Source organism: Kamptonema formosum PCC 6407 (assembly GCF_000332155.1).
In the GTDB taxonomy this organism is placed as follows: domain Bacteria; phylum Cyanobacteriota; class Cyanobacteriia; order Cyanobacteriales; family Microcoleaceae; genus Kamptonema; species Kamptonema formosum.
Map to the genome: position 1 here is coordinate 750,579 of NZ_KB235904.1, position 26,339 is coordinate 776,917.

Annotated in this window: 24 protein-coding genes and 1 tRNA gene; 16 read left to right on the top strand and 9 right to left on the bottom strand. The window is 43.9% G+C overall.

The genetic code is table 11. The features are described 5' to 3' along the window. Window positions 1-155 precede the first annotated feature (155 nt). The 5 genes from OSCIL6407_RS0120220 to sufR all read right to left on the bottom strand — a co-directional run bounded on the left by OSCIL6407_RS0120220 (window position 156) and on the right by sufR (window position 3,712). Window positions 156-1,514, bottom strand: coding sequence for a CheR family methyltransferase (locus OSCIL6407_RS0120220; RefSeq protein ID WP_007353118.1), 1,359 nt, complete (start codon window positions 1,512-1,514; stop codon window positions 156-158). After that, window positions 1,486-1,971, bottom strand: coding sequence for a chemotaxis protein CheW (locus tag OSCIL6407_RS0120225; RefSeq protein ID WP_007353117.1), 486 nt, complete (start codon window positions 1,969-1,971; stop codon window positions 1,486-1,488). Before OSCIL6407_RS0120225 ends, OSCIL6407_RS0120220 begins: the two co-directional genes overlap by 29 nt. Window positions 1,972-2,258: 287 nt before the next feature. Beyond that, window positions 2,259-2,558 (bottom strand): tetratricopeptide repeat protein, encoded by a 300-nt coding sequence (locus OSCIL6407_RS0120230; protein ID WP_007353116.1) that lies wholly within the window; start codon window positions 2,556-2,558, stop codon window positions 2,259-2,261. Between the two features lie 17 nt (window positions 2,559-2,575). Beyond that, the gene (locus OSCIL6407_RS0120235) at window positions 2,576-2,983 is read right to left on the bottom strand and encodes a hypothetical protein (RefSeq protein ID WP_007353115.1); all 408 of its coding nucleotides are present in this window, start codon (window positions 2,981-2,983) and stop codon (window positions 2,576-2,578) included. Window positions 2,984-3,049: 66 nt separating this feature from the next. Then, the gene (gene sufR, locus OSCIL6407_RS0120240; RefSeq protein WP_007353114.1) at window positions 3,050-3,712 is read right to left on the bottom strand and encodes an iron-sulfur cluster biosynthesis transcriptional regulator SufR; all 663 of its coding nucleotides are present in this window, start codon (window positions 3,710-3,712) and stop codon (window positions 3,050-3,052) included. 332 nt (window positions 3,713-4,044) lie between these two features. Between sufR and sufB the strand changes: the two genes are divergently transcribed. The 7 genes from sufB (at window position 4,045) to OSCIL6407_RS0120275 (ending at window position 12,440) form a co-directional block, all read left to right on the top strand. Further along, the gene (sufB, locus tag OSCIL6407_RS0120245) at window positions 4,045-5,484 is read left to right on the top strand and encodes a Fe-S cluster assembly protein SufB (RefSeq protein WP_007353113.1); all 1,440 of its coding nucleotides are present in this window, start codon (window positions 4,045-4,047) and stop codon (window positions 5,482-5,484) included. Between the two features lie 139 nt (window positions 5,485-5,623). Beyond that, window positions 5,624-6,415 carry a Fe-S cluster assembly ATPase SufC gene (sufC, locus tag OSCIL6407_RS0120250; RefSeq protein ID WP_007353112.1) on the top strand — a complete coding sequence of 264 codons (792 nt, stop codon included), beginning with the start codon at window positions 5,624-5,626 and terminating at the stop codon, window positions 6,413-6,415. Next, the gene (sufD, locus tag OSCIL6407_RS0120255) at window positions 6,412-7,752 is read left to right on the top strand and encodes a Fe-S cluster assembly protein SufD (protein ID WP_007353111.1); all 1,341 of its coding nucleotides are present in this window, start codon (window positions 6,412-6,414) and stop codon (window positions 7,750-7,752) included. Before sufC ends, sufD begins: the two co-directional genes overlap by 4 nt. Window positions 7,753-7,956: 204 nt before the next feature. Next, window positions 7,957-9,216, top strand: a complete 1,260-nt coding sequence (locus OSCIL6407_RS0120260) for a SufS family cysteine desulfurase (RefSeq protein WP_007353110.1) — start codon at window positions 7,957-7,959, stop codon at window positions 9,214-9,216. Window positions 9,217-9,303: 87 nt separating this feature from the next. Beyond that, window positions 9,304-9,450, top strand: a complete 147-nt coding sequence (locus OSCIL6407_RS35495; protein ID WP_019487600.1) for a hypothetical protein — start codon at window positions 9,304-9,306, stop codon at window positions 9,448-9,450. Window positions 9,451-9,731: 281 nt separating this feature from the next. Beyond that, a complete protein-coding gene (locus OSCIL6407_RS0120270) occupies window positions 9,732-10,211 on the top strand; it encodes an NUDIX domain-containing protein (RefSeq protein WP_007353108.1) in 480 nt (159 codons plus the stop codon). A 570-nt stretch (window positions 10,212-10,781) separates the two neighbouring features. Continuing rightward, on the top strand, window positions 10,782-12,440 hold the full coding sequence (locus tag OSCIL6407_RS0120275; protein ID WP_019487601.1) for an energy transducer TonB: 1,659 nt from the start codon (window positions 10,782-10,784) through the stop codon (window positions 12,438-12,440). Between the two features lie 101 nt (window positions 12,441-12,541). Here the strand turns inward: OSCIL6407_RS0120275 and OSCIL6407_RS0120280 are convergent, their stop codons facing one another. Further along, window positions 12,542-14,350, bottom strand: a complete 1,809-nt coding sequence (locus OSCIL6407_RS0120280; RefSeq protein WP_007353144.1) for an aspartate kinase — start codon at window positions 14,348-14,350, stop codon at window positions 12,542-12,544. 347 nt (window positions 14,351-14,697) lie between these two features. Between OSCIL6407_RS0120280 and OSCIL6407_RS0120285 the strand changes: the two genes are divergently transcribed. Then, window positions 14,698-16,527, top strand: a complete 1,830-nt coding sequence (locus OSCIL6407_RS0120285) for a fibronectin type III domain-containing protein (protein ID WP_007353145.1) — start codon at window positions 14,698-14,700, stop codon at window positions 16,525-16,527. Window positions 16,528-16,705: 178 nt separating this feature from the next. On the opposite strand, the gene OSCIL6407_RS0120290 is transcribed toward OSCIL6407_RS0120285, so the two are convergent. From OSCIL6407_RS0120290 to OSCIL6407_RS0120305, 3 genes are all read right to left on the bottom strand, one after another. Then, window positions 16,706-18,883, bottom strand: a complete 2,178-nt coding sequence (locus tag OSCIL6407_RS0120290) for a CHASE3 domain-containing protein (RefSeq protein WP_007353146.1) — start codon at window positions 18,881-18,883, stop codon at window positions 16,706-16,708. A 15-nt stretch (window positions 18,884-18,898) separates the two neighbouring features. Then, window positions 18,899-19,702 (bottom strand): molybdate ABC transporter substrate-binding protein, encoded by an 804-nt coding sequence (modA, locus tag OSCIL6407_RS0120295; protein WP_234708689.1) that lies wholly within the window; start codon window positions 19,700-19,702, stop codon window positions 18,899-18,901. A gap of 394 nt (window positions 19,703-20,096) precedes the next feature. Then, a tRNA-Ser gene (locus OSCIL6407_RS0120305) sits at window positions 20,097-20,181 on the bottom strand. 220 nt (window positions 20,182-20,401) lie between these two features. Between OSCIL6407_RS0120305 and OSCIL6407_RS0120310 the strand changes: the two genes are divergently transcribed. From OSCIL6407_RS0120310 to OSCIL6407_RS0120345, 8 genes are all read left to right on the top strand, one after another. Further along, window positions 20,402-20,770: a 2Fe-2S iron-sulfur cluster-binding protein gene (locus tag OSCIL6407_RS0120310; protein WP_007353149.1), complete on the top strand. Its 369-nt coding sequence runs from the start codon at window positions 20,402-20,404 to the stop codon at window positions 20,768-20,770. Between the two features lie 6 nt (window positions 20,771-20,776). Next, a complete protein-coding gene (locus OSCIL6407_RS0120315; protein WP_019487603.1) occupies window positions 20,777-21,364 on the top strand; it encodes a thermonuclease family protein in 588 nt (195 codons plus the stop codon). A gap of 43 nt (window positions 21,365-21,407) precedes the next feature. After that, the gene (locus OSCIL6407_RS33535; RefSeq protein ID WP_019487604.1) at window positions 21,408-21,578 is read left to right on the top strand and encodes a hypothetical protein; all 171 of its coding nucleotides are present in this window, start codon (window positions 21,408-21,410) and stop codon (window positions 21,576-21,578) included. 45 nt (window positions 21,579-21,623) lie between these two features. Further along, window positions 21,624-22,466: an inositol monophosphatase family protein gene (locus OSCIL6407_RS0120325; protein WP_007356489.1), complete on the top strand. Its 843-nt coding sequence runs from the start codon at window positions 21,624-21,626 to the stop codon at window positions 22,464-22,466. Window positions 22,467-22,627: 161 nt separating this feature from the next. Then, entirely contained in the window at window positions 22,628-23,602 is a 975-nt protein-coding gene (locus OSCIL6407_RS0120330) for a J domain-containing protein (RefSeq protein WP_007356488.1), read from the top strand. Window positions 23,603-23,786: 184 nt separating this feature from the next. Next, window positions 23,787-25,046, top strand: coding sequence for an ATP phosphoribosyltransferase regulatory subunit (locus tag OSCIL6407_RS0120335; RefSeq protein ID WP_007354702.1), 1,260 nt, complete (start codon window positions 23,787-23,789; stop codon window positions 25,044-25,046). A gap of 213 nt (window positions 25,047-25,259) precedes the next feature. Beyond that, window positions 25,260-25,487 carry an indolepyruvate ferredoxin oxidoreductase subunit alpha gene (locus OSCIL6407_RS0120340; RefSeq protein ID WP_007354701.1) on the top strand — a complete coding sequence of 76 codons (228 nt, stop codon included), beginning with the start codon at window positions 25,260-25,262 and terminating at the stop codon, window positions 25,485-25,487. Window positions 25,488-25,796: 309 nt separating this feature from the next. After that, window positions 25,797-26,288 carry a Mov34/MPN/PAD-1 family protein gene (locus OSCIL6407_RS0120345; protein ID WP_007358455.1) on the top strand — a complete coding sequence of 164 codons (492 nt, stop codon included), beginning with the start codon at window positions 25,797-25,799 and terminating at the stop codon, window positions 26,286-26,288. Window positions 26,289-26,339: the final 51 nt, after the last annotated feature.

Here is a 26,339-nt window from a genome sequence, read left to right on the forward strand (position 1 = left end):
ACACAATGGTGGGTATTGCATATCCAACGAGTAGACGTTCTCTTAATTTTAAGTTTCCAAGCATTTAATTTTGAGCCAATTTTTATTGTTTGTCAGTTATCAGTTTTCAGTAGTCAGTCAAACTTTATCAGTTTAGCTAACCGATGTCTACTTATCTAAGGCTTTTGCAGGCGCTGGATACGTTGCCGTAAGACGGCTGCTCTAGCAAGATCCCCACCCTGTTCTTTAAGTAAAGCCAGATGCAGGAGTGCGTCAGAGTTGTTAGGTTCAAGATAAACTGCTTTTTGAAAGCATTGCTCTGCCTGATTTTCCATCCCTTTAGCTTGATAAACTTGCCCTAGTAAGATATAAGCCTCAACGCTGGTACTGTTTTCTTTGAGATAAGCTTCGCAAATTCTACCAGATTCGCTTAACTGTCCTGTATCGGCTAACTTCCGTGCATTTTCAAGGTTGGAAACTGGCAGGTTAATTAAGTTTTGACCAGAAATTATTTCTTTAGCAGATATTTTTTGACCGTTCGAGAAAGCAGTTCTCAATTCTGTAGACTCCTGATTTGTGAGTGTAGCATTTTGTCTTTTGACTGTGAAATCGTTCTCCCTGAATTGAGGAAAGTTGTTTTTTCGCTCTGAGCGAGGACTAAAATCTGAGGTAGATGTTAAGTGCTTATTTCTAATTTGCACTCTTTCTTCATTTCTCGCTCTGCCTTTATTTTTGTCTTTTTTTTGGTAGGCAAAAGCAAAAGGATGTTGTACTGAGATAAACGAAGATGCTAATATCTGTGCTTGCTCGGCGTGTCCTAAAAACAGCAGCCCTTCATTTTTCAATAAACTATTTAAAGTGCCAATTGCTTTAGCTCTAGCTGCATCGTCAAAATAAATTAAGACGTTGCGGCAGAAGATGACATCATAAGGATTTTTGCCGTTCGTAAAATTCGGAGCAACTAGATTTCCTTGCATGAAATTAACAGCAGTTCTAACTAGGTCATGCAAGTGATATTTATTGGCAACTTTGGTAAAATAGAGATTCTGAAATTCTAGATTCTTTACCCGAAATGAATTGGGGCTGTACGCGGCTTCTCGAGCTTTATCTAAGGATCTTTTACTAATGTCTACGGCATCAATTTGAAATTGGTTAGGTGTCAAACCGGCCTTGAGGAGGGTCATAGCAATTGAGTAAGGCTCTTCTCCCGAAGAACAGGGTACGCTGAGTACGCGCAAGATGCGGTGATATTGCATTGGTAGCCACTCTGCTTTGACATACCGCTCTAAAAAAGTAAATGGTTCCCAATCTCGAAAAAACCAAGTTTCCGGTACAATTAATAATTCAATTAGTTCTTCTAATTCTTGGGTTGATATTTGCAATTGCTGTAGATAAGTTTGTAGATCGGGCGAATCCTCAGCTAGCATCCGTTTTTTTACAGCTCTGGCAATTTCCTTAGAGCCAAGAATGCTCGCAGACCAACCCATTTTATCTTTCAGGAGTGACTCAATTTGAGCTTGGAGCGTTACGGTCATCGTTCTTTCCTGCTAGTAAATATTGGTGCTGGGGATCGGACAGCAAATATTCTAACCTAATACGCTGAATCATACCTTTATCATCCATAATCATTTCTCCTAAATAACCAGCAGCTTCATTTAAGTGGGTGGCGGCATCTTCAAGATCGCTATCTGGCTTATTTAATGTTTCCGTTACTCGTTCCGCCATCAATCCAATACAACGCTTAGCGTTATCTTTCCCAACGTAATTTACCATGATAATTCGAGTGCTTAAGTAGGAGCAACTTGGCTGTCCTTGAATTAAATGGCACAGATCGATGACTGGTACAATCGCAGAGCGATATTGAAACATACCTGCCACGTAATCAGGCATTTGGTAAGTTTTCCTAAGAATTACTCTAGGTATAACTTCAACTACCTGAGAAGTATCAAGTGCGTAAAGGTTTTTACCTACATAGAATAGTAGCATTAGCATTGGCAGCACCTCTCGATCGCAGAATATCAATATTTACTAAGACGACTAAAAAATATGAGAGATTTCCTCTTTATATATACTTTTGTCCGCCCTAAATTTTACAGAATATTTTAAAAACCCCATGACTTTAAGTTAATTTTCATAGGAATTATAGGAGAAATAACAGGATAGTTCCGTTTATTTCTCCCGCTCGTAATTTTAATCTAAAAATAACTGCCCTTTAGCTTGCGCCGAATCTTAGTATCCTTCTCAAATCCGGCGCTCGCCCGTTCACTTATCGTTACTAACTAGAGGAGTTTATCTCCCGTAAATAAAGGTCGATTCTTTTTTAGCTTAGACAGATTATTTTTAGCCACTAAATTCTCAGGATAAATTTTCAGCACTTTTTCATAGACTTGTTCCGCACTATCGAGATTTCCCAATAAAACATGACACCGCGCCAACCGCGTATGAGCATCAGCATTTTTGGGGTCTAACTCAATAATCGAACTATTTATTTTCCTGGCCTCTTCTCCCCAATTGCCAGATTTGGCTAAAACCGTAGCTTTGTCAATTAGCTTGGAAGATTTGTCAGCACGACTAGCCATATAAAGCTTTGCTCCGTTTACAATTTCAAAAACGCCGCATCAATACCCTGTTCTCTCCTAATCTTACCATCTTTTTCAAACCACGCAACCACTTGTTTGACTGTTAAATTATCCATTGACTCCCCAGTTTCTAGGGAAATCTGCTTTAAGGGTCGCAAAGATGAAATCACCAAATTAGTAAAAAAGCTCTTAAAACTAGCATCAACTTCTATTTCTTGCTTAATACTTTCATCCTTCTCAATCCAATTTGCTACCTGCTGATTCGTTATCGCTTCCACAGTTAAACCTGTTTCTTGTGCTATTTGTTTAAGCACTCTCAAAGCATAAATCGCTAGCCGTGTCGAAAATTTCTCTTTTGCTGAGAGCAGAGCAATATCAACTTCCGCACACTCTTCTGCTGTTAAAAATTGCGCTAAAGGTTGCATAGTAATTCGAGCTTCAGTAATTAGTAATGGATATAGATATGATTGTGAACTATTGGCACTTTTAGCTCATTTACTGGTAATCAAATAACCGCACCGATGCTCACCATTAATAATCCAGTGAGTCCGCTGTACCGTACAATCTGGCAGCACCTCTGCAAACATTTCTAACTCATTACCACAGACGCTGGGGAAAGTCTCAGCAACATTAGAAATTGCACAATTATGTTCCATAAATATAAATTTATTCCCCGCACCCTGATTCTGAGTATCGCTATCATCTACAGGATAGCATTCAGCCATGTAGCCCTCAATCCTGCGAAGTTCTACCAACCTCGCTACCCGTTCTTCTACAGAACCTTTTCCCACCAGACGGCGATATTCCATCGCCTTGCGTTCCCATTGTTTTTCTAACAATGCGATCACACCCTCACGGCCCACAGTTTCGGCTAAAGTATCAAGAAGGGAAACTGCAAACTCGCCATAACGGTTAGGAAAGCGATCGCGCCCTTGACTTGTAAGCTCATAAATATGCTGGGGTCGCCCCATCCCTACCTGTAGCGATTGATACTGAATCAACCCTTCAGTTTCCAAGTCCTTGAGGTGGCGACGAATTGCCTGCGGACTTACATCCAGAGACTCCGCCAACTCTAGGGCCGTCCCCTTACCTTCCCTAAGCAAATATTGCAGGATATCTTGTTTCGTGGAATGCTGCTGAGTAGTCGTCATCATCTTGTTTACAAAAATATACAGGATTTACACATTTTGACGAAAATACGTCATTGCGAGCCAAGCGTTGGCATAGCCGGCCTGTTAGGGCTTAGCAATCTCGTTGCGGCTGGGATTGCTTCGCTTGGCTCGCAATGACAAGTAATCCCTGGTAACTCTTAATATAATCTCTTTGACTTTGACAAGATCGCTGTTGTTAATGTAGCTTAAAATATACTTAAGCAACAAATCTGTTGTTTAACCCAGAGCCTTCCCCCAGAACAAGCTCTACCCAGACGGCCTTCACCGTCTGCCATCCGCAGAGAATCGTCCAGAACACTAGAGAACACAAGATAATGAGCGCTACCGTCCAAACCTTAGTCAATCAGCCCTATAAATACGGCTTTGTCACCGAAATCGAGTCAGACACCATCCCTCGCGGCCTAAGCGAAGATGTCGTCCGCCTGATTTCCTCCAAGAAAAATGAGCCCGCCTTCATGCTGGAATTTAGGCTCAAGGCCTATAGGCAATGGCTGAAAATGACCGAGCCCACTTGGCCCCACGTCAGCTACCCCCCCATCAACTACCAAGAAATCATTTATTATTCGGCACCCCGGCAAAAACCTAAAAAGCTAAATAGTCTCGAAGAAGTTGACCCAGTTTTGTTAGAAACCTTCGAGAAACTAGGCATTTCCTTGTCTGAGCAAAAACGGCTTAGTAACGTTGCCGTTGACGCAGTTTTTGATAGCGTTTCCGTCGCTACCACCTTTAGAGAAAAACTCGCCAAAGATGGCGTAATTTTCTGTTCGATTTCCGAAGCAGTCAAAGACTACCCCGAACTAATAGAAAAATATCTCGGTAGTGTTGTCCCCGTAGGTGATAACTACTTCGCCGCCCTCAATTCTGCCGTATTTAGCGACGGTTCCTTCGTCTATATTCCCAAAGGCGTAAAATGCCCGATGGAATTATCTACATATTTTCGCATCAATAACGGCGATTCTGGGCAATTTGAACGCACATTAATTATCGCCGAAGCAGGTAGCAGTGTTAGCTATTTGGAAGGCTGCACCGCCCCGATGTTTGATACTAACCAATTACACGCCGCTGTTGTAGAATTGGTAGCATTAGATAATGCTGACATCAAATATTCAACAGTGCAAAATTGGTATGCAGGCGACGAAAATGGTAAAGGCGGCATTTACAACTTTGTCACCAAGCGCGGGTTGTGTCAGGGAGTCAATTCTAAGATTTCTTGGACGCAAGTTGAAACCGGTTCGGCAATTACTTGGAAGTATCCCAGTTGCGTGCTCGTAGGTGACAATTCTGTGGGAGAATTTTACTCAGTAGCCCTGACCAATCACAAGCAGCAAGCTGACACCGGTACTAAGATGGTGCATATTGGCAAAAATACCCGCAGTACAATTATTTCTAAGGGGATTTCGGCGGGAAAATCATCCAATAGCTATCGTGGTTTGGTGAAAATGGGCCCCAATTCTAAGGGTTCTCGGAATTATTCTCAGTGCGATTCCATGTTGATTGGCGATAATGCTCAGGCTAATACTTTCCCTTATATTCAAGTGCAAAATCACACCGCGAAGGTTGAGCATGAAGCTTCTACCTCCAAGATTGGAGAGGATCAATTGTTCTTTTTTGCACAACGGGGAATTTCCCCAGAGGATGCGATTTCGATGATGATTAGCGGTTTCTGTAAGGATGTTTTCAATCAATTGCCGATGGAATTTGCTGTGGAGGCTGACAAGTTATTGAGCTTGAAGTTAGAAGGCAGTGTTGGTTAATTGTTGGGTGGGCTTTGCCCACCTTCATCCTCATCAAGAGGGTTAATTTAGATGAAAAAAGCAACTACTAGAATGCTTCTTAAGTGAAGTAAAATTGAACCGCAAAGGCGCAGAAGGCGCAAAGGAGAAAAAAAGAGAAATGATTGTTGAAAATAGTCAAGTTATATTGTCAGTTCAGAATTTAACGGCTGATGTTGATGGGACGAAAATCCTTAAAGGTTTGAACCTAGAAATTAAAGCAGGTGAAATTCACGCGATTATGGGGCCAAATGGTTCTGGGAAAAGCACTTTTTCTAAAATTTTAGCTGGTCATCCTGCTTATACAGTCACGGGTGGCGAGGTAATTTTCTTGGGACAAAATTTGCTGGAATTATCACCGCAAGAACGCTCTTTAGCGGGTGTATTTTTGGCTTTCCAATATCCCTTGGAAATTCCGGGAGTGAGTAATCTTGACTTTTTGCGCGTAGCTTACAATTCCCGTCGCAAGCATCAGGGATTAGAAGAACTTGATACTTTTGATTTTCAAGATTTAGTAGAGCAAAAGCTGGAGATTGTCAAGATGAATCCAGCTTTTCTCGACCGCAGCGTGAATGAGGGTTTTTCTGGCGGCGAGAAAAAGCGGAATGAGATTCTGCAAATGGCGCTATTAGAACCGAAATTAGCAATTTTAGACGAGACTGATTCGGGTTTAGATATCGATGCGCTGAAAATTGTCGCAACTGGCGTAAATCACTTAGCAAATGCTGAGAATGCCATGTTAGTAATTACCCATTATCAGCGGTTGTTAAATTACATTGTCCCCGATTATGTTCACGTCATGGAAGGCGGGCGAATTCTGACTACTGGCAATAAAGATTTGGCGCTGGAATTGGAAGCACGCGGTTATGATTGGGTAGTAGAAGCTGAAGCATCAGAGGTGGCGGCGCGATGACTACACAAGTTATTAATCGAGAAAAGTTTTTACCTAATTTAGTTAGTCAGTTTCGCCAACTTGGTAAAGGTAAGCGTGAAACTTGCGCTTACGGGTTAAAAGATTTGCGGGATATAGCAACAGAGTACGTGCTTGCTGCTGCTTTTCCAACTACAAAAGATGAGGAATGGCGGTTTACAAATTTGTCGCCGTTGTTAGAAATTCCTTTTCAGGTAGCTGAAAATAAGCAGTTAGATATTGGTTTGTCTGATATCACTTTACCCGTCAGCTCTAAGGAGGATTTGCCATTACGATTAGTATTCGTCAATGGTTATTATGCCCCCCAATTATCCAGCGTTCAATCCTCCCTACTGCCAACTTTGGCGCTAGAGTTTTATGCCGGAAATTTATCTAATGCACCTGGCCCTTACCATGCTCGAATTAGAGAGCATTTGAGTAAGCACCAGCAGCAAAGTGAAGTTTTTTCTGCTCTAAATATAGCGGGTTTAGTGGATGCGGCGGTGGTATTTGTACCCCAAGATAAGGCGATTGATACTCCTATTCATTTGCTATTTTTTACTATTGCTGGTGCAACTCCAGTGATGTGCCAGCCACATTGTTTAGTAATAGCTGAACCAGGTAGTAGTATCACATTGGTTGAGGATTATGCAACCATTGGCAATGTTTCTACTTTCACGAATGCGATGACAGAGATAGTAGTTGGTGAAAATGCTACTGTTAATCACCTTCGCATTCAGCGGGAAGGTGGAGATGCCTTTCATATTGGCAAGAGTACGATATCGCAATCTCGACATAGCCGTTATACCTGCCATGCTATTAGCTTGGGTGCGAAAATATCGCGGCATAATTTAGAAGTTACTCAGGCAGGTGAGGGAACTGAGACAACGCTAAATGGTTTAACCCTAATTGGCGGCGAACAGTTGGCAGATACTCACAGTGTAATCGGTTTTAATTATCCTCACGGCATGAGTCGCCAACTACATAAGTGCATTGTTGATGATAAAGCTCATGCTGTATTTAACGGCAAAGTTTTTGTACCGAAGCTTGCACAATTGACTGATGCAGGACAGCTAAACCGCAATTTATTGCTATCACCAAAAGCACGGGTTGATACTAAGCCTCAGTTAGAAATTGTTGCGGATAATGTTAAGTGTTCGCACGGTGCAACTGTCAGTCAATTAGAAGATGATGAGATGTTTTATCTGCAAAGTCGCGGTTTAGATGAAACAACCAGTCGGCATTTGTTAATTGATGCCTTTGCAGCCGAAATTCTCAATCAGTTACCTGTGGCTGCGGTGCGGGTAATGCTGGCTCGTATTGTCGCGAGTCGTACTTAATTTTCCTCCCTGCTAAGCTGTCAACCCGCTGGGGTTAAAACCCCGTCTCATCGCTAAAGTCCTATTAAGAGGACTAAACATCAAGCGATTTTTAACTAAAGTTTTCAGTCGGTTTCAACCGACTTTAACTATTAGACGGGGGTTTTAACCTCCGGCGGTACTGAAGCATAAAGTTTTAATTCCTCATTACCTATTACCAAAAAAATGACTATCACTCAAGAAAAAACCCTAGCATCTAAAGTTCGCCCCGACTTCCAAATTTTACAACAGGACGTTAACGGTCAACCGCTGGTTTATTTAGACAATGCAGCCACCTCTCAAAAGCCTTTAGCTGTCCTCAATGTTCTCCGGGATTATTACCAGCAAGATAATTCTAACGTGCATCGAGGAGCGCATACGCTCAGCGGTAGAGCTACAGATGCTTATGAAGCGGCGCGAGACAAGATTGCTGCCTTTATAAATGCTGCTTCTCGTCAAGAAATCATCTACACCCGCAATGCCAGTGAAGCGATTAATTTAGTCGCCTATTCTTGGGGATTTAGTAATCTAGAACCAGGGGATGAAATCATCCTTTCAGTGATGGAACATCACAGCAATATTGTCCCTTGGCAATTTGTGGCAAAAAGAACAGGCGCGGTGCTGAAGTTTGTAGAACTTACCGACACCCAAGAATTTGATTTAGAACTATTTAAAAAGCTAATTTCAGACAAAACTAAATTAGTATCTGTAGTTCACGTTTCTAATACTCTAGGCTGCATTAATCCCGTCCAAGAAATTTGCCAAATCGCTCACCATTATGGTGCAAAAGTTTTAATTGATGGTTGTCAAAGTTTACCACATTTGAGCGTAGATGTGCAAGAAATAGATTGTGATTGGCTAGTAGCTTCTGGTCACAAAATGTGCGCTCCTACAGGCATTGGGTTTCTTTACGGCAAGTTAGATTTATTGCGGTCAATGCCTCCATTTATGGGCGGTGGTGAGATGATTGCCGACGTATTTCTTGACCATTCTACCTATGCCGATTTACCCCATAAGTTTGAGGCGGGTACTCCGGCAATTGGGGAGGCGATTGCTCTGGGTGCAGCCGTCGATTATTTAACTAACATTGGTATGGATAAAATTCATGCTTATGAGGTAGAATTGACTGCTTATCTCTTCCAAAAATTGCGCGAAATTCCCGATATTAAGCTGTATGGCCCGAAGCCTGATATTAATGGGGAAGGTCGAGCAGCTTTAGCCGCTTTTAATGTTGGAGATTTGCATCCTCATGACTTATCTGAGATGTTAGACCAAGCGGGAGTTGCGATTCGCGCTGGTAATCATTGCACCCAGCCTTTGCACCGTTATTTATGTATTAGAGCTAGTGCAAGGGCGAGTTTGTATTTTTACAATACTCGTGAAGAAATTGATGTATTTATTGCAGCTTTAAAGGATGCAATCGATTTTTTTGGTAGTAATTTTTGAGTAAATTGTGCTATGATTTTAAGCTAGGTGTTGCCTATCCTATATTACGAACGTTTGTATCCAATAGGAATAACTTGGATAGCTCTTTTGTCTTCCGTAGTTTTGGCTTTTTGTCTGGATTGGCAAGTCTGGTTAGTTGGTTTGGGAGTAATTGGTATTGGAATTATCTGGCATTTGGTAGCGCATCAGATTTACTTAGCCGCAGGTTTAAGTACAACGGTGAGTGAGGAATAAAGATAGGGGGAATATTGCCATCAGTATACTTTCAGTATCCCGATCGCTGAGTGCGGGTACTCGATTATAAAGTGGAGACTCAGCAAAGGTAAAGAGCGATCGCACCCCTCAAATTTCAGCAACAGCACTTCAAAAACGGAGGAATCTCAAAACCCCCTGTTTATGGGTTTCGCGATCGCTTCGCCTAAATCTTATATTAGAAAACTGGCGATCGCACCAAAGCCCTACTATAGTTGCAGGATATGTTTACCGATCTTTACATCCAACTGAGCTAAGATTCTATGGCTCGCGAGCCAATTCCTACATGGTATTTTACCCTAGTTGTCGTTCACTTAGAAAACCGTTTTCTAATGGTACACGAGCGCAAGCATGAGCAGCAGTGGTATCTTCCTGCGGGCCGAGTCGAACCAGGAGAGAACCTGCTGGAAGCAGCACAGCGAAACACTTTACAGGAAGCAGGTATCCCCATCGTACTCGAAGGAATTCTCCGCTTTGAGCATACAGTCATGCCCAAGGGTAGATCTCGTGTTAGAGTAATTTTCGTCGCCCGCCCAGAAGACAGCACCCCCCCCAAAAGCAAACCTGACGAATATACCTTGGGCGCACAATGGTATTCTCTCAAAGAATTAGATCGACTGTCCCTACGGGGAGAGGAAGTGCGGGAAATGATTTATTACATGGCAAGCGGTGCCCCCATTTACCCCCTAGAGGTACTCAGTTTCGAGGGTGCGCCCTTTAAGCGCCATCGATATCGGTGGTAATCAAGATGTATGGCAACCGCCAAGGCGGTTTAATAGGGGCTAGGGGCTAGGGGCTAGGGGCTAGGGAAGACGGAAGAAGGGTTTAGAATCAGGGTTTTAAATTCAGAATGTCCTAACTGCCTTGGCAACTGCTATATGGCTGAACTCAGAGAGACGATCGCGTAACAAAATTGGAAACAGCGCTCTATTAGTCTGATGTAGTAGTTTTAATAGTAAGTTGTGTCTACCAGTAGGTTTCGGCGCTATTCCAGGGGTATGAGTTGAGCGATCGCCATTTTGTGGTAGAACCAATCGCATTACCCACTCTAGTAGTTGATTACCTACTGCGCGATCGCCCCACTTAAAATTACCCTATTTCCCTCAAGGGTAGTCCAGACCGCTCTCTCATCCTAAAATCAGCTCCGGCAACTCCCAGATAAACCATGCTAAGATGCTGATTTCATTATCCAAAATTATTATTAACACTCCCAATAGCAGAAAAATTATCAATTAGGCAACGGATTCTGTAACCGATTTGACCAATTACCAATTACCAATTACCAATTACCAATTACCAATTCCCAATTTAGTATGTCTTACTCTCCATCCCTCTTTACTGGTCTAACTGAACAACTGCGCCAACCGACATGGTGGGCAGCGATCGCCTCTGTAGGCATTCACGGAATACTGGGAGTAAGCGCCCCTGTACTATCCATATTTTCCCCACAACCAAAGTCTGCCGGCAAAGTTGAGGTACTGGAATTAACTCCCGAAGAAATGAAGCGCTTACCGCAAACATTACCTTCCCCAATCTCCCCACCACAATTTTCAATATCACCCATTCCAGCACCCCCTAATTTAATACCACCCTTGCCCCCGGAACCCCCTGATATTCAGTTACCTTCCTTACCGCCGGGGATGCCATCTTTTGTTTCGCCCACAGCGCCTTTACCCCCATTAAATTCGCCCCCACCCTCTAATCAAACTGCATTTGCGCCAACCCCAAATTTTCCCTCATTCATCAATCCGCCTTCCCTGCGATCGCAGCCAAATCCTGTGATTCCACCCCCACCGTTGCAAGGATTTCCTCTGCCAGAACCGAACCCAGGCCGAACAGATCCCCAAATGGAAAGCGACCTAGAGCGGCTAGGAAATACAGATAATAGAAGACCGCAGTTTGACCCTCCGAGAATCTACACACCCGAAGACTTTCCCCAAGGGGGAAACGCCTCTAACCCAAATAAAACGGCTGCAAATCCCGATCCGAAACAGGTTCCCCCAACAGTTCCAGATTCAGGGACAAATCCTGCTGCGACAACGCCTTCGCCAACAGTGCAAGATCCGACTAAGAGAAATCGGCTGGCAGAAAGTCCTTTAGTAACTGCAATGCGGCAAAAGATGGAGGCGGAACGTCAGGCTAGACAAACGCCGAACGCTGGTACTCAAGGCGGCTCAACTTCAGCAACAGATGAAAAGAATATCGCTTTTGTCAATACATATAATTCTCTGTTGCTCAGATTTCAGCAGGCTTATCCTAATTTGGAACCGACGCGGTACGTTTCTGTACCAGTGGCTTACCCCAAAGAAGCCTGTTCCCAAAAACTTGAGGACAGAGTTATTTATGGGGTAGTTGTCAAGCCGGAAGGTGCGATCGCTGCTGTTCCTGAACTGTTAGCAACACAAGGTTATAGCATTCTCAATCTGGCAGCCAGAAATGCTGCTACCACTTATAAATTTCCAGCAAGCAGCAATCCGAAGCTGTACCCGTTGGTTTTTGACTTTAAGTATGATGAGAAAATCTGCGCTTCACTTCCTGTCGGGCCAACTCCATCGCCTCAACCGCAGCCGTCAACTCAGCCATCACCCACCGGTTCGCCTCAACCGCAACCGTCAACTCAGCCATCACCAACTGGTTCGCCTCAGCCGCAGCCGTCAACTCAGCCATCACCAACTGGTTCGCCTCAACCGCAGCCGTCAACTCAGCCATCACCAACTGGTTCGCCTCAACCGCAGCCGTCAACTCAGCCATCACCAACTGGTTCGCCTCAACCGCAGCCGTCAACTCAGCCATCATCTGAGCCATCACCAACATCAACACCGGAACCATCTACGCCATTGTCACCGGAATCCTCACCTCAACCAGAACCCTCCGTTTCTCCGTCCTCTGAGCCATCACCAACCTCAGCGCCGGAACCCTCCGTTTCTCCGTCCTCTGAGCCATCACCAACTTCAGCGCCGGAACCCTCATAGGACTTACGCATTGAGCTATTTTGTCAATGCGTAAGTCCTAAAAGCGATCAAATCAGAGATGATTTCATAGTAAGGGCTTTAGCCCTTACTACAAACAAAAATTAAGCCGGAACTTGGATTTTTTCACTACCAGAAAGAGCAAAAGCTGAGTGAATTGCTTTTAATGCCATTACGCCTTGTGCCTCATCCACAACGCAGCTAATTTTGATTTCGGAAGTAGCAATCATTTGAATGTTAATTTTGTGCTGTGATAACGCTTCAAACATCTTTGCAGCTACTCCCGGATTGGCTACCATTCCCGAACCAACTACGCTAACTTTAGCGATCGCGATATCAACTGCGACTTCACCCCAGCCAAATTCACTAGCGGCTTTTTCCAGCGTTTCTCTAGCAGCTTCCACATCCATTTGTGCTACAGTAAAAGCAATATCGCGAGTTAAAATTCCGTCGATATTGCGACATCGTTGGGACTGAATAATCATGTCAACGCTGATGTTTTCTTCAGCTAAAAGTCCGAATAATTTTGCTGCCATCCCAGGACGATCCTGGAGGTGGCGAATTGCTAAACGTGCTTGATTTATATCTAAAGCAACTGCACGCACCGCAGGGGGTTTAGGAGTAGTAGAAACCTCGGTCAGCGGAGAACTGACAACCTCGAAAACTTTGCAGAGTTCGGTAACAGCGCGATCGCAGTCCGCAGCAGCGATCGCGCAGCTAACTTTCACCTCGGAAGTCGAGATCATTTGAATGTTAATCCCAGCATCCGCTAGGGTTTTGAACATTTGCGATGCTACCTTGGGCCGGCCGATCATCCCCGCGCCGGCAATGCTAATTTTTGCGATCGCCCGATCTTCCGCCCTTACCTCCGGTTCTCCCAGTTCTGGGTCAGAATTTTTGCCCAAAGATGGTACGATCGCATCTGCTACGGCCGCCGCTTGCTTAAGCGAATTCTGCGTCACCGTAAAAGCGATATCATTGGTATTACCTTCGTGAATCGACTGGATAATCAAGTCTACATCTAGATTTTGCAGTGCGATCGCGCCAAATAACCGCGCCGCCACCCCAGGGCGATCGGGTACTCGCAACAGCGACACCGCCGCCTGATTTAAGTCAAACTCCACTGCATCCACCGCTTTCGCCAACTCCAAACCCTCCAGAGGGCGCGATCCCGCTGGCGGTGACACCACGCGCGTACCGGGCTCGTCACTCCAGCTAGAAAGCACAACCAGCGGTACGCCGTAGTTTTTAGCGATTTCCACCGCGCGCGGATGCAACACTTTCGCGCCCAAACTCGCCAATTCCAGCATCTCATCGCAAGTGATCTCAGACATCAATGTTGCATCCGGGACAATGCGCGGATCTGTCGTCAAAATTCCGGGAACATCAGTATAAATCTCGCAGCAGTCAGCTTTTAAGGCCGCCGCTAGCGCTACGGCCGAAGTATCGGAACCGCCGCGCCCCAAAGTCGTAATTTCTAAATCCCCCGCGATCGCGATTCCTTGAAAACCAGCGACGACAACCACCTTACCGCTTTCTAATTGCCGTTCAATGCGATCGGTCTTAATCTGTAAAATCCGAGCGCGAGTGTGTTCAGCTTCAGTTACAATCCCAACTTGAGCACCCGTTAGCGAAATTGCCGGTTGTCCCATTTCCTGCAATGCCATACTCAAAAGTGCGATCGACACTTGTTCGCCCGTCGATAGCAACATATCCATTTCCCGCTTGCTGGGATTGCTGGAAATTTCCTTAGCTAATTTTACCAAACCATCAGTGGTTTTACCCATTGCCGAAACCACGACAACTACAGAGTTACCAAGCTTTACCGCCTTCACAACTCGCTTTGCTACTTCCTGAATGCGTTCAACTGTACCGACGGAACTACCACCGTATTTTTGAACAATTAATGACATAATAAGGTTTACACAAAATACTACAATACTTACCAGCTAATATACGCCGTCTCTCGACTAGAAACAAGAATGTTTAAATTACGTCTTAGGCTGCTCCTAGCAGATAAGCACTTTTTATTCTAGCTTAAAATAGGTTTGTCAAATTGAGATAGTTTCTTTGACTTGCGATCGTCTTTCTTAATTTTGACATAAATTATGGCATTTACAATCTAAAATTAACCAGTAGGTTAAGATTTATATTGCCTGTCATTGCGAGTGAAACGAAGCAATCGCAAAAGCTTGGGACTGCTTCATTGCATTTGCCATAAGGTCATAAGAACGTTACATTTAATTGTGTTCTTTTACTTATGCTAACGCCCCCGGATTTTTCAACTCCCAGAGGTTCAGCTCGAAATCTGTGGATTTTTGCTGTACTATTTTTAATCGTAATCTTCCTCAGTCTAATCATGCAAGCTCTTTCCACCCAACCCCAATTACTAACCGACCCATTTCTACAACTCCCAACCGCAAATTCAGTAAGAGTTGTCTGGTTTACTGAATTTGCCGGTATCCGCCACACCGTAGCTTATGGTCAAAACTTAAATCAAATTGTAACTGCCACCACAACTAAACTCAACCGCACTTACGAAGACCAAGATTCCAGCGTTTCAGAGGCAGTAAAAAAAGGCGCAGTTGACAATAAATTAATACTTAGAGATATTTGGCGACACGAAGCAAAAGTAACTGGTTTAACTCCCGGTGTTCGCATTCCTTATCAGGTCAAAAGTGAAGCTGAAAACGGTCAAAATATTACCAGTCGCACCTTTACTCTCTCACCTCAACCAACACCAGAAACTCCCCTAAAAATTTTACTTACATCTGACCATCAAGTGATGCCGATGGTAGCTGCCAATCTGCAAAAAGCAACTGAAACAATTGATAGAATTGATGCTGTTTTTATAGCTGGAGATTTAGCTAATATCCCTGGTCGTGCCTCAGAATGGTTTGACGATCTTCGCGGTCGTGCTTTTTTCCCTTGTCTCCAAGGTCGCGCTTTTGCAGAATTAGATAAAAACGGGATTAAAACAGTTTACACGGGTGGTGAATTGATTCAAAATGCACCCTTATTTACTGCTCTTGGCAATCACGAAGTCATGGGTAGATTTTCCAAAAATAGCACGTTAAAAGATCAGTTTAATAATTCTTTCCCCCGTTTTGCGACTCAAAAAATATTAACATCTAAATCTGACCCCAAGTGGGAGAATAAAGATAATAAAGATAATAAAGAAAGTGCAAAATCGCCAAGAGGAGCAAAAGAAAATTTAGTTATAGGTGAGTTAAAGGATAGTTCTTTTAACACTGATACTTACGAGCAAATTTTTACTTTACCTAGTCCGAAAAAATACTATGCTGTAACTTTCGGTGATGTGCGTTTAGTAGTTTTGTTTATTACAAATATGTGGCGCACTCCTAGTCTTGATGCTGACGCTAAAGGCAGATATCGGGAACCAGATCGCGATTTTAATCACCCTGAGAATTGGGGTTACGGACAGCATATCTATGAGCCAATTGTCAAGGGTAGCGCTCAATATAATTGGCTTGAGGAAGAACTCAATAGTGAAGAATTTAAGCAGGCAAAATATAAGGTTGTGATGTTTCATCATCCCCCCCATACTTTAGGTGATAATATTGTACCTGCTTACACTGACCCCGTGCAGATTATTGACCGCGATGATAATGGCGAGATTAAAATGATTCGCTATGAATATCCAAAAGAAAATGATTACATTATTCGCGATGTCATCCCCTTGTTAGAAAATGCTGATGTGCAGTTAGTATTTTACGGTCATAGTCATCTGTGGAATCGCTTTATTAGTCCTAGTGGGATGCACTTTTTAGAGACTTCTAATGTTGGGAATAGTTATCCTGCGGCTATGGGTGAAAGGCGGAGATTTGTACCTCCAGGTTATCAGGAGGAATATGTTCCTATTGGCGATTCAAATGGCTTAGAACCTGTAATGCCAACTATTGCGCCTGTTTTGGGAGAAGATGGTCAGCCAATGCCTTATATTGCTAGTAACGATCTTACAGTGTTTAGTATTTTTGATACGGCGGCGGGTGTTGTTAGCAGTTATTATTTTGATACGCGGAAACCGGAGTCAGAGGTTGTGAAATTTGATGAGTTTAAGTTGAAATAGTGAGAAATTTTAGGTTAAATAAAATGTTGAAATTTTCTATCTCGATACGACCCCGACAACCCAGATCGACGCTATTTTGGCGATCGCTTCAGACAGCAAACACAGTATGGCGATCGCACTGCTAAAATTAGCTCAATATCCTCATTTCAGATTAAGATATCCCTTTGCAGAAACTTAATTAACTCGCCAAAGAATTCTCTCCTTTCGGATTGTAATAGTTAGTTAAGAATGACTTAAGTTGTTTTTCCTGAAACCCTTTAGCTAATCTACATACTTCCTCAGCAAAGGGTATCCATTGCTCATCTAATTTTTTTAATTCTTCTGCTTTTTGGATCACCCCTTTCACATTACCTTTCTTTGCTAAATCGTACAAATCTTCTATCAATGCTGCTGGTGGAATCGCCAAAGATTCAACAGCAGATATTTTAGGAGTTGATTCGGGAGGAGATTGAGGAGTCTTTGACTCTGCATAAACCCAAGACAAATCTAACTTTTTCTGCAATAATTCAAATAATTCTGAGACTTGTACAGGCTTAGGTAAAAAAGCATTAGCACCTGCATCTAAACTTTTATATTGGTCTGTCTCAAAAACACTCGCAGAAGAAACGATTACAATTGTATCTTTTAATGTCTCTGAATTTCGTAAGCGACGCAGCAATTCAAACCCATCCATCACCGGCATAACTAAATCCGTAATAATCAGATCGGGCAGTAATTCAGTGGCTTTTGCTAATCCTTCAGCACCATTAGCAGCTTCAAATACCTCAAAACCGATGGGAGTCAGTAAATTCACAATCACTGAACAATTTTCCCAGCGGTCATCTATAACTAATATTTTACGTTTATTGCCTGTAAAGCCTACAACTACCCCTTTTAAATCCCAAGTAGGTTTTAATGTAAATTCATTAGCACAAGGTAAATCTAAATCAAACCAAAATTGACTACCTTGTTCTAGTTGGCTAGTCACGCAAATCTTACTACCCATGACTTCCACAATCTTAGAACTAATCGCTAAACCCAATCCTGTACCTTCTGCCATTCGTTTAGTCTCGCCAACTTGTTCAAAAGGAATGAAGATTTTTTGCCTTTGTTCTTCGCTCATTCCTACACCAGTATCTTCGATTTGAAAGCGAATTTTGTTAACAGCATTGAGAGTGCTTGCTTCTGGCTCAATCGTAGATGATTCAATTACGCCAACTTTGAAAGTAACACCGCCTCTATCCGTAAACTTAACAGCATTACCCAAAAGATTAATCAAAACTTGACGTAAGCGTTTCTCATCAGCTTGTACGCTGATCGGGAGTGCGGGGTCAAATTGGCTAATGAAAGCAATTCCTTTTTGTTCAGCTTTGATGCGGACAATTTCACTGACCGCTTGAAGGAATGCTAGAAAATGGAATTCATTAGGAGCTAGTTCCATTTTCCTTGCTTCGATTTTAGAGAGGTCTAAAATATCATTAATCAGGGTAAGTAAATGAGAACCGCACTGCTGAATAATTTCTAAGCCTTTTAGTTCATTTTCTTGAATATTTTTTGAGCGAATTAGAATTTGAGCATAGCCCAAAATACCATTAAGAGGAGTTCTGAGTTCATGGCTCATATTAGCTAAAAATTCACTTTTGGCACTGTTGGCTACTTCCGCAGCAAGTTTAGCTTGTTCCGCTTCTTCCTTGGCTTCTTTTAATTGAATTTCAGTTTGTTTCCGTTTAAATATTTCGTCATAAATCAACCTAAAAACCCAAGTAAAAATTAGTAAATTGAAGACGGAACCGCCTACAAAAGCAATTATCGACCGCTGTAAACTACTACCAGCTTCCTGCTGTCGCTCGAATAATACTGCCCTTTCTTGTGCGTCAATGTTTTTCACTGCTACACGAATTCGATTGCTCAGCTTCTGGGCATCCTGATTGCGCTTAATTTCCAACAGAGCTGCATCTAATCCCTGGCTACGCCGCAGTTTAATTGTATCATTTATTTGCTCTAAACGATTTTCTACTAAAGGCTGAAGGTCATCTAGTTGGCGATTTATTGCGGGTTCATTCGCTAGAAATTGCCGGAGTAATTCAAAGCATTGGTCAAGATTGAGTTCGGCACTGGTGTAATAATCAATATAGCTATTTTCGCCAGTTAATATATAGCCACGCTGTCCATTTTCAGCATCTCTAAGGTTATTTAAAATCTGGCCGAGTCGATCTATGGTTTCTACTTTTTTCTGTACGCTTCGATTAGCTTCTAAGGTACGCATAACGCTCAAAAATGCTAGTCCACTAACTGATATTGATAACAGCGTAGCAATACCTAGTCCTGTCGCTACTCGGAGCAAAAATTGGGGATTTAGTTTGAGGCGAAGTTTCATTAAATAGTCTCCAGCTCAAGACTTAGACGAAGGTGAGATAGCAGTAAAACCATATTTCTCAAATATTGACATTGCTTTGCTACTTGTGAGAAATTCAATGAATTCTTTTGCTTCTACAGGGTTCTGGCTATTCTTAAGGACAGCCAGCCTTGCAAAAATTGGTTTGTGGGAATCAGTAGGAGCAATCGCGGCGGTTTTGAGTTTCTTAGATGACTTAGCTTCGGGTAGAAAAGTAATACCTACATCTGCTTGTTTGCTTTCCACTGCTTTGGTGATTTCCCGGCTTTCAACATTCGCCCATACAGCTTTAGATTGAACCTGCTGAAAAATCCCTAGATTAGTCAAAATCTCTTTGGTGTGTTGACCAACTCCCAGCCTTTGTGTCCCCATCGCGATTGTTTTAATGCGATCGCTAGTTAAGTCCTTAAAGTCCCCGATCGCTAGCGAAGAATCAGCCGGAACAATTAAGACCATTTGTGTAGAGACTAAATTTTTGATAGTTTCCTCTAACAATAGACCTTTTTTTTGCAAATCATCTATTACTAGGTTAGAGGTAACTAGAAAGATGTCAAATGACTCTCCCTGTTCAATACGATCTCTCAGTGCAGTTGCTCCAGAAAAGGTATAGTTAATAGTAACATTAAACTTTTCTTGCCGATATTGTCTTTCAAGTTCAATCAATACATCTCTATACGGTGGAGTTGAAGCAAAGTTGAGGGAAACTGCCTTCGCGGGCATGGGATTGGTGCAACTTCCTAGCCAGAAGCAGAAGGCAACTACACAGCTAAATAAGATTAAGAAGCGAGAGGTCTTTATCATTGCTATTATCTATTCTCTACTCAAGCTTAATAGTTTTTTTTGGGAGCTTGTGTGATCTATAACACATCCGTAAAATAGATCCTGTTTATTAGAAAGCCCACCGATTACAACCATGATTTTTCGCAATGTAGACGGCTTTATCGGCTTGTCCTACGAGCATTTCTGGAAAGGCTTCTGCACATGGACAATTAGTCGTACTAGAAATGCCTAAGCTAACAGTAACAATATCGATTAGTTGTGAAATATTACCAATTATTACTGGTTTAAATAGGGTTGATTTACTTATTAACTGCCAAGAAGTTTGCGATAACTGTAACTGTTAAAAAATAAATCTATATCTCACTTAAACCTTAACTTACCTTAAGTGAGATATAGATTTATTGTATTTTTATAACGGAGAGGGAGGGATTCGAACCCTCGTTAAGTTGCCCTAAACAGCATTTCCAGTGCTGCGCCTTCAACCACTCGGCCACCTCTCCAAGGCAGAAATCAAAATTTCAGCCACAAGAAAACTATGGTAGCAGAACAAACATCTATCTGGCAAGATACTTTGGCATAAATTTGCTGTTTAATGTGGGTAGGGTAGTGCTTCAGTGAAATTTATGCCCTCACCGACAGACTCATAAAACAGTCTAAACCCAATTATACCAATACTTTTGTCCGCATCCACCTCGAAAAAATCTCAACCTTAAAATCGCTATGGCACGTTCTTACAGCATTAAGATTTATAACAGACAGACAGGCGATCGCCGCACCGTCCAAGTCCCAGAAGACCGCTACATCCTCCACAGCGCCGAAAACCAAGGAGTCGATCTCCCCTTCTCCTGCCGCAACGGAGCCTGCACCACCTGCGCCGTGCGCCTCCTAGCCGGCGAAGTCCATCAGCCAGAAGCAATGGGTCTGTCTGTTGAACTGCAAAAACAGGGTTATGCTCTATTGTGCGTCAGCTATCCCTGCTGTGACATAGAAGTAGAAACCCAAGACGAAGATGAAGTCTACGAACTCCAATTCGGCCAATACTTCGGCAAAGGCAAAGTCAAAGTAGGATTGCCGCTAGATGAAGATTAAAGCAGTATGGGCATAGTAGTAAAAAATCTTGACCAGACAGAGCCGATCGCCTGGAGAGTAACGCAGATAATTATTTATGGGTTATTCGCGATCGCCCTTTGCCTACTTTTAGCTAGCTGCGAAGAACCCCCAGAAACAGAAATCCCCCAAGGCTCAATTGTCAAAGTACAGCGAGTAGTCAACGGACAAACTATCGAAATCGCAGGCTTTGCCGACCAAACCCCCATACTAGAGCAAGTCCGGCTCATCGGTATAGAAGCCCCCGACTTAAAACAGCAGCCTTGGGGCCCGGATGCCAGACAAAAACTAGAACAACTGATCGGCGGACAAGAGATATTATTAGAATCCGATGCCCAAGCTCAAGATCGATACGATCGCAAACTAGCTTATCTTTGGCGAGGAAAAGACCTCCTCAACGAACAGCTAGTCAAAGAAGGATATGCTTTAGTCGTAGCGCGATCGCCCAACACCAAACACAAACAGCGCCTCGCCAACGCCCAGGAATGGGCCAGACTCATGGGGCGCGGCATTTGGAACCCCGAACAACCCATGCGCCAAACCCCCGCAGAGTTTAGAAATCAGAATCGGAAATAGGGGGCGGGGGAGCGGGGGAGCGGGGGAGCGGGGAGCGGGGAGAGTGGGGAGCGGGGGAGCGGGGGAGCGGGGGAGCGGGGGAGATGGGGAGGATAGGGGAGATGGGGAGGATGGGGAGGATGGGGGAGATAGGGGAGATGGGGAGGATGTGCAATTAGCAATTAGCAATTACCAATTAGCAATTACCAATTACCCATTAACAGTTGACAGTTAACAGGTAACAGTTAACAGTTAACAGTTAACAGTTAACAATTAAATTATGTCCGCCGACGAACTGCAAAACCTTTTAGACATCGCCACCGAAGCTGCCCTCGCTGCTGGAGCCGTACTGCAAGCATACTGGGGCAAATTAGAAGAAATTCAAGAAAAAGGCCGTCCTGGTGATTTAGTCACAGAAGCAGATAAAGCCGCCGAAGTCGCCATCCTCGATGTACTTCGCCGCCACGTACCCACACACGGTATCCTCACCGAAGAATCCGGCTCCCTCGGCGACAGAACCAGCAAATACCTCTGGGCGATCGATCCTCTGGATGGCACTACTAATTATGCTCATCAATATCCCTTCTCAGCCGCCTCCATTGGACTACTAATTGACGACGTGCCCCAAGTCGGCGCGATTTTTGACCCCTTTCATAACGAACTGTTTCGAGCCGCCACCGGCTTAGGAGCAACCCGCAACCGCCGCCCTATCCAAGTCTCCAAAATCTCAGAATTGAGCAAAAGCTTACTCGTAACTGGCTTTGCCTACGATCGCCACGAAACAGCCGATAATAACTATGCCGAATTTTGTCACCTGACCCACCTCACCCAAGGCGTGCGGCGTAGCGGTTCCGCCTCCCTCGACCTCGCCCACGTCGCCTGTGGTCGCTTAGATGGATACTGGGAGAGAGGACTTTCACCTTGGGACATGGCCGCAGGTATAGTGATACTCTTAGAAGCAGGAGGCCAAGTCACAGCTTATGATGGTAGCCCCCTACAGATTAAGTCCGGTCGGATTTTGGGCAGCAACGGTCGCATTCACGACCAGATCCGCGATGCTTTGCAGGGAGTTCCTCCACTATCATCGTGGCCAAGTGTTCCCAAAGCAAGCGATCGATCCTAAGCGATCGCCCATAAGCGATCTTTGCTTCCTTTTAGTTCTTAATTCGATTTTTCATTAAAATTTTAATTCTTCATTGAATCTTTATTTTTTAGTTCTTAATGTTTAATTTTTGAAGTTAGATTAAAGGTATAGTGGAAAGCGAGGGAAGGGATAGAAATATCATGTCTATTCAAATCACAAAAGGGTTGTTCAAATTTGACTTTACAGATCAGCACGCCATTCTGGGAGTTCCCCTGGATGCTGAGTTTAACGAGATCCGCAAACGGTATATGAAAATAGTTCGCCGCTTGCACTCAGATACTTGTCCCTTTGAAAGTCAAGCAGAGAAAAACAAAGCGAATGAGTTTTTGTCAAAAGTGGTTAATCCCGCTTATAACAAATTTTCCAAAGAAAGCGATCGCAAAGAATACGGTCTGCTAGTGGACATGATTGGCAAACGCACCATCAAAGAACAAAAAAACCTGCACTTTGAAAGCGAAGCAGCCAAACAGCTAACTACGGCCAAAGATTTTCAGGAAGCTTACAAAAAAGCACTCACCGAACTTGCTGAGAAGCAATACGAATCCATCAGCGACAGCCTGGAGATCATCGCTCAAATCAGCGAGCTGAATATGGTTTACCTACTGCGGAAAGAGCAAAAAGGCCCAGTAGCAAGTCAGGCTCAGCCGGCTCCAGCGACAACAACCCCTGCTTCAGCAGCACCGAAAGCCCCAGCCGCAGCCCCGAAAGCCCAAGACTCCTTTGTAGAGCAAGCTTGTCGCCGCGTTGAGGGGTTGATGTCTACCAAAAACTACGCTAAAGCAATTTTGGAATTAAAAGAAGCTTTAAATCGCGATCCCAAACATAGTAAAGGCCATGCCTTACTAGGGATGTGTTATTTAGAGCAAAAACAGGCAACAATGGCAAAAATTGAGATTAAAAAAGCCTTAGAATTAAATCCCGAAGAACCTACGGCCTTAGAAGCCAAGAAAAAGTTAGAACAAGCAACAGCACAGCCAGCGACGGCGACGAAGGGCCAAAAGCCTGGAGCCAAACCCCAGGCCAGCACTGGAAAATCGGCATCTGGCAAAAAAACCGATCCACCTAAAAGCGGCGGCTTTTTCGGGGGCTTGTTCGGCGGCGGTAAGAAGAATTGAGAGGGGGAGACGGGGAGATGGGGAAACTGGGAAACTAGGAAACTGGGAAAATTTTGCCTGCTTTCTGTGTTAGTTTTTTTGCCTTCTAACTTCTTAACTTCTTACTTCTTAACTTCTTCCTTCTTCCTTCTTCCTTCTTCCTTCTTCCTTACTTGCCAATTACCAATTAATAAAATCCTCTAGAATGGTTCATCAACCTCCTTCGGGTGCAAGGGATCTACTGCCCCTCGATGTTGCCCAAAAAATCTCGATAGAACGCCGCTTGCAGCAGGTTTTTCACCGCTGGGGCTATCACCGAATTATTACCTCTACCCTTGAACGGTTGGATACTTTAATGGCCGGTGGAGCCGTTCAACGTTCAACGGTAATTCAGTTACAAGATGCTGAAGATGGCGAACTCGGCTTGCGACCGGAGTTGACTGCTTCCATTGCTAGGGCAGCCGCAACGCGCATGGTGGACAGCGCAGCTTGGCCGCAGCGCCTCTACTACAATGCGAATGTTTTCCGTAAAGGGCGGGGATTTGGTGGTCACGGTAGCCAGCAGGAATTTTATCAAGCTGGCGTGGAATTACTCGGCGCTGGCGGTGTCGCGGCGGATGTGGAAATTTTGCTGTTGCTGTGCGAGTGCTTGCAGAACTTGGGGTTGAGTGGGTGGCATTTGGTTTTAGGGGAAGCTGGCTTGACAGCGAAGCTTCTCGATCCCTTTCCGGTGCAGGTGCGAGATCGGGTGAGGAGTGCGATCGCAAATCTTGACCGTATTGCCCTAGAAACGTTGCCTCTGTCCCCAGAACTCCGGGAAAGGGCATTTTTGCTGTTCGACCTCCGAGGCCGTCCACAGGATGTGCTACCAATAGTTGCTAACCTGGATTTAGATTTATCGCAGCGAGAAGCGGTAAATAATCTCAAATCTCTTGTCGATTTGCTCAATGAATGTCAATCTAAAACTGCTCTTGCCCTTGGTCAGAGTCAGGAGGGCGCATTCCAAATCCATCTTGACCTCAGTTTGATTCAAACATTTGACTACTACACTGGTATTGTGTTTGAAATTGTTAGCAATACTGAGGGAGAACAGCGAGTTTTGGGACAGGGCGGACGATACGATCGACTGTTGGGACTCTATCATCCCGAAGGGACTTCTTACCCAGGAATCGGGTTTTCATTTAACATTGAAGACTTGCACTATATTCTGTTAAATACTGGAGAATTGCCCAGAGAAACGCCTGGGAGTGATTGGTTAGTAATACCGGAAACACCCCAAGCTTATGCAGCGGCGTTTTCCTATGCCCAAAAACTTCGAGAGTCTGCTCCTTTAGTCCGAGTTGAAGTAGATTTAGGAGGGCGGGAAACTGCCGAGGAAGTGCGGGAATATGCTCGCAATCGCCGTATTAGTCAAGTTGTCTGGATTAATGCCGCAGGGTTGCCGACTATTGAAACCGGGACTTAGCTAATGGTTAACTGTTAACTGTTAACTGTTAACTGCTAACAATAATGGTTAACAGTTATAGCAACCGGCAAGGTGGTTAGGGCATTCTGGTTTCCTCAAACCCTTAATTCTATTCTCTTCTTCCCTAGTCCTGAGCATCGGAGCATCGGAGCATCGTAGCTATAACTGCTAACACTAATAATTAACCACTAACCACTAACAAACAAAGGAAATATGCCCCATACTATCGTTACCAATATTTGCGAAGGTGTTGCTGATTGTGTAGACGCTTGTCCCGTTGCCTGTATTCATGAAGGGCCTGGCAAAAATGTTAAGGGAACTGATTGGTATTGGATTGATTTTCAAACTTGCATTGATTGCGGGATTTGTCTGCAAGTCTGTCCAGTGGCAGGGGCAATTGTTGCTGAAGAAAGACCAGAATTGCAGCAAACTCCTGGTTGATTTTAGTAAGTAGGACTTGACTTAATACAATGTCCAACAAATTACTTGGGATATGTCATTGCGAGCGCTCAAAGCCTTACCTTGCGATTGCTTCGGGCAAGATCCGTACCCTCGCAACTGCGCTGCGCTTGGCTCGCAATGACATATATAGCAACCGTCAAGATAACTAAATCCACCTAATTAAACATAAGATCGGGATGGCTAAAAAGCTGAGTGTATAAACATTTTTCCTTCTTCCTTATCTCCTAGATAACTAAATTTTTCTTCCTTCTTCCTTCTTCCTTTTTCCTTTTCCTTGCGTTATCAAATATGGTTATAAAAGTTACTGCTAAACATTTGCAAGCTATCCAGACTCATGCAGAAAACACTTATCCTGATGAGTGTTGCGGTTTCTTGATGGGAGAAATCGCTGGGGATGTGAAAATCTTGGTAGAAGTTTGGCCAACTGAAAATGCTTGGAACCCAGAGGTGGCGGAAGCTTTGCCAGAGATGGAATCCGGGGATAAGCTAGAGCGTAGCAGGCGCGATCGCTTCGTCATTGCGCCGTCTGCGATGTTAAAGGCGATGAAACAGGGGCGCGATCGCCATCTTACCATCATCGGCATTTACCACTCCCACCCCGAACATCCAGCAATTCCCTCCGAGTGCGATCGCGCCTTAGCTTGGCCCCAATACTCCTACATCATAGCCTCAGTTTACCAAGGCAAAGTCCAAGACCTCCGCAATTGGAGCCTTGACGGAGAGGGTAACTTTCAGTCAGAGGAAATCATTACCCTCCAATCAGCTCAGGTTAAGAAATAATTAGGAAAATTTAAAATAGCCAAAGTAATGCGAAACATTTAGATATAATCT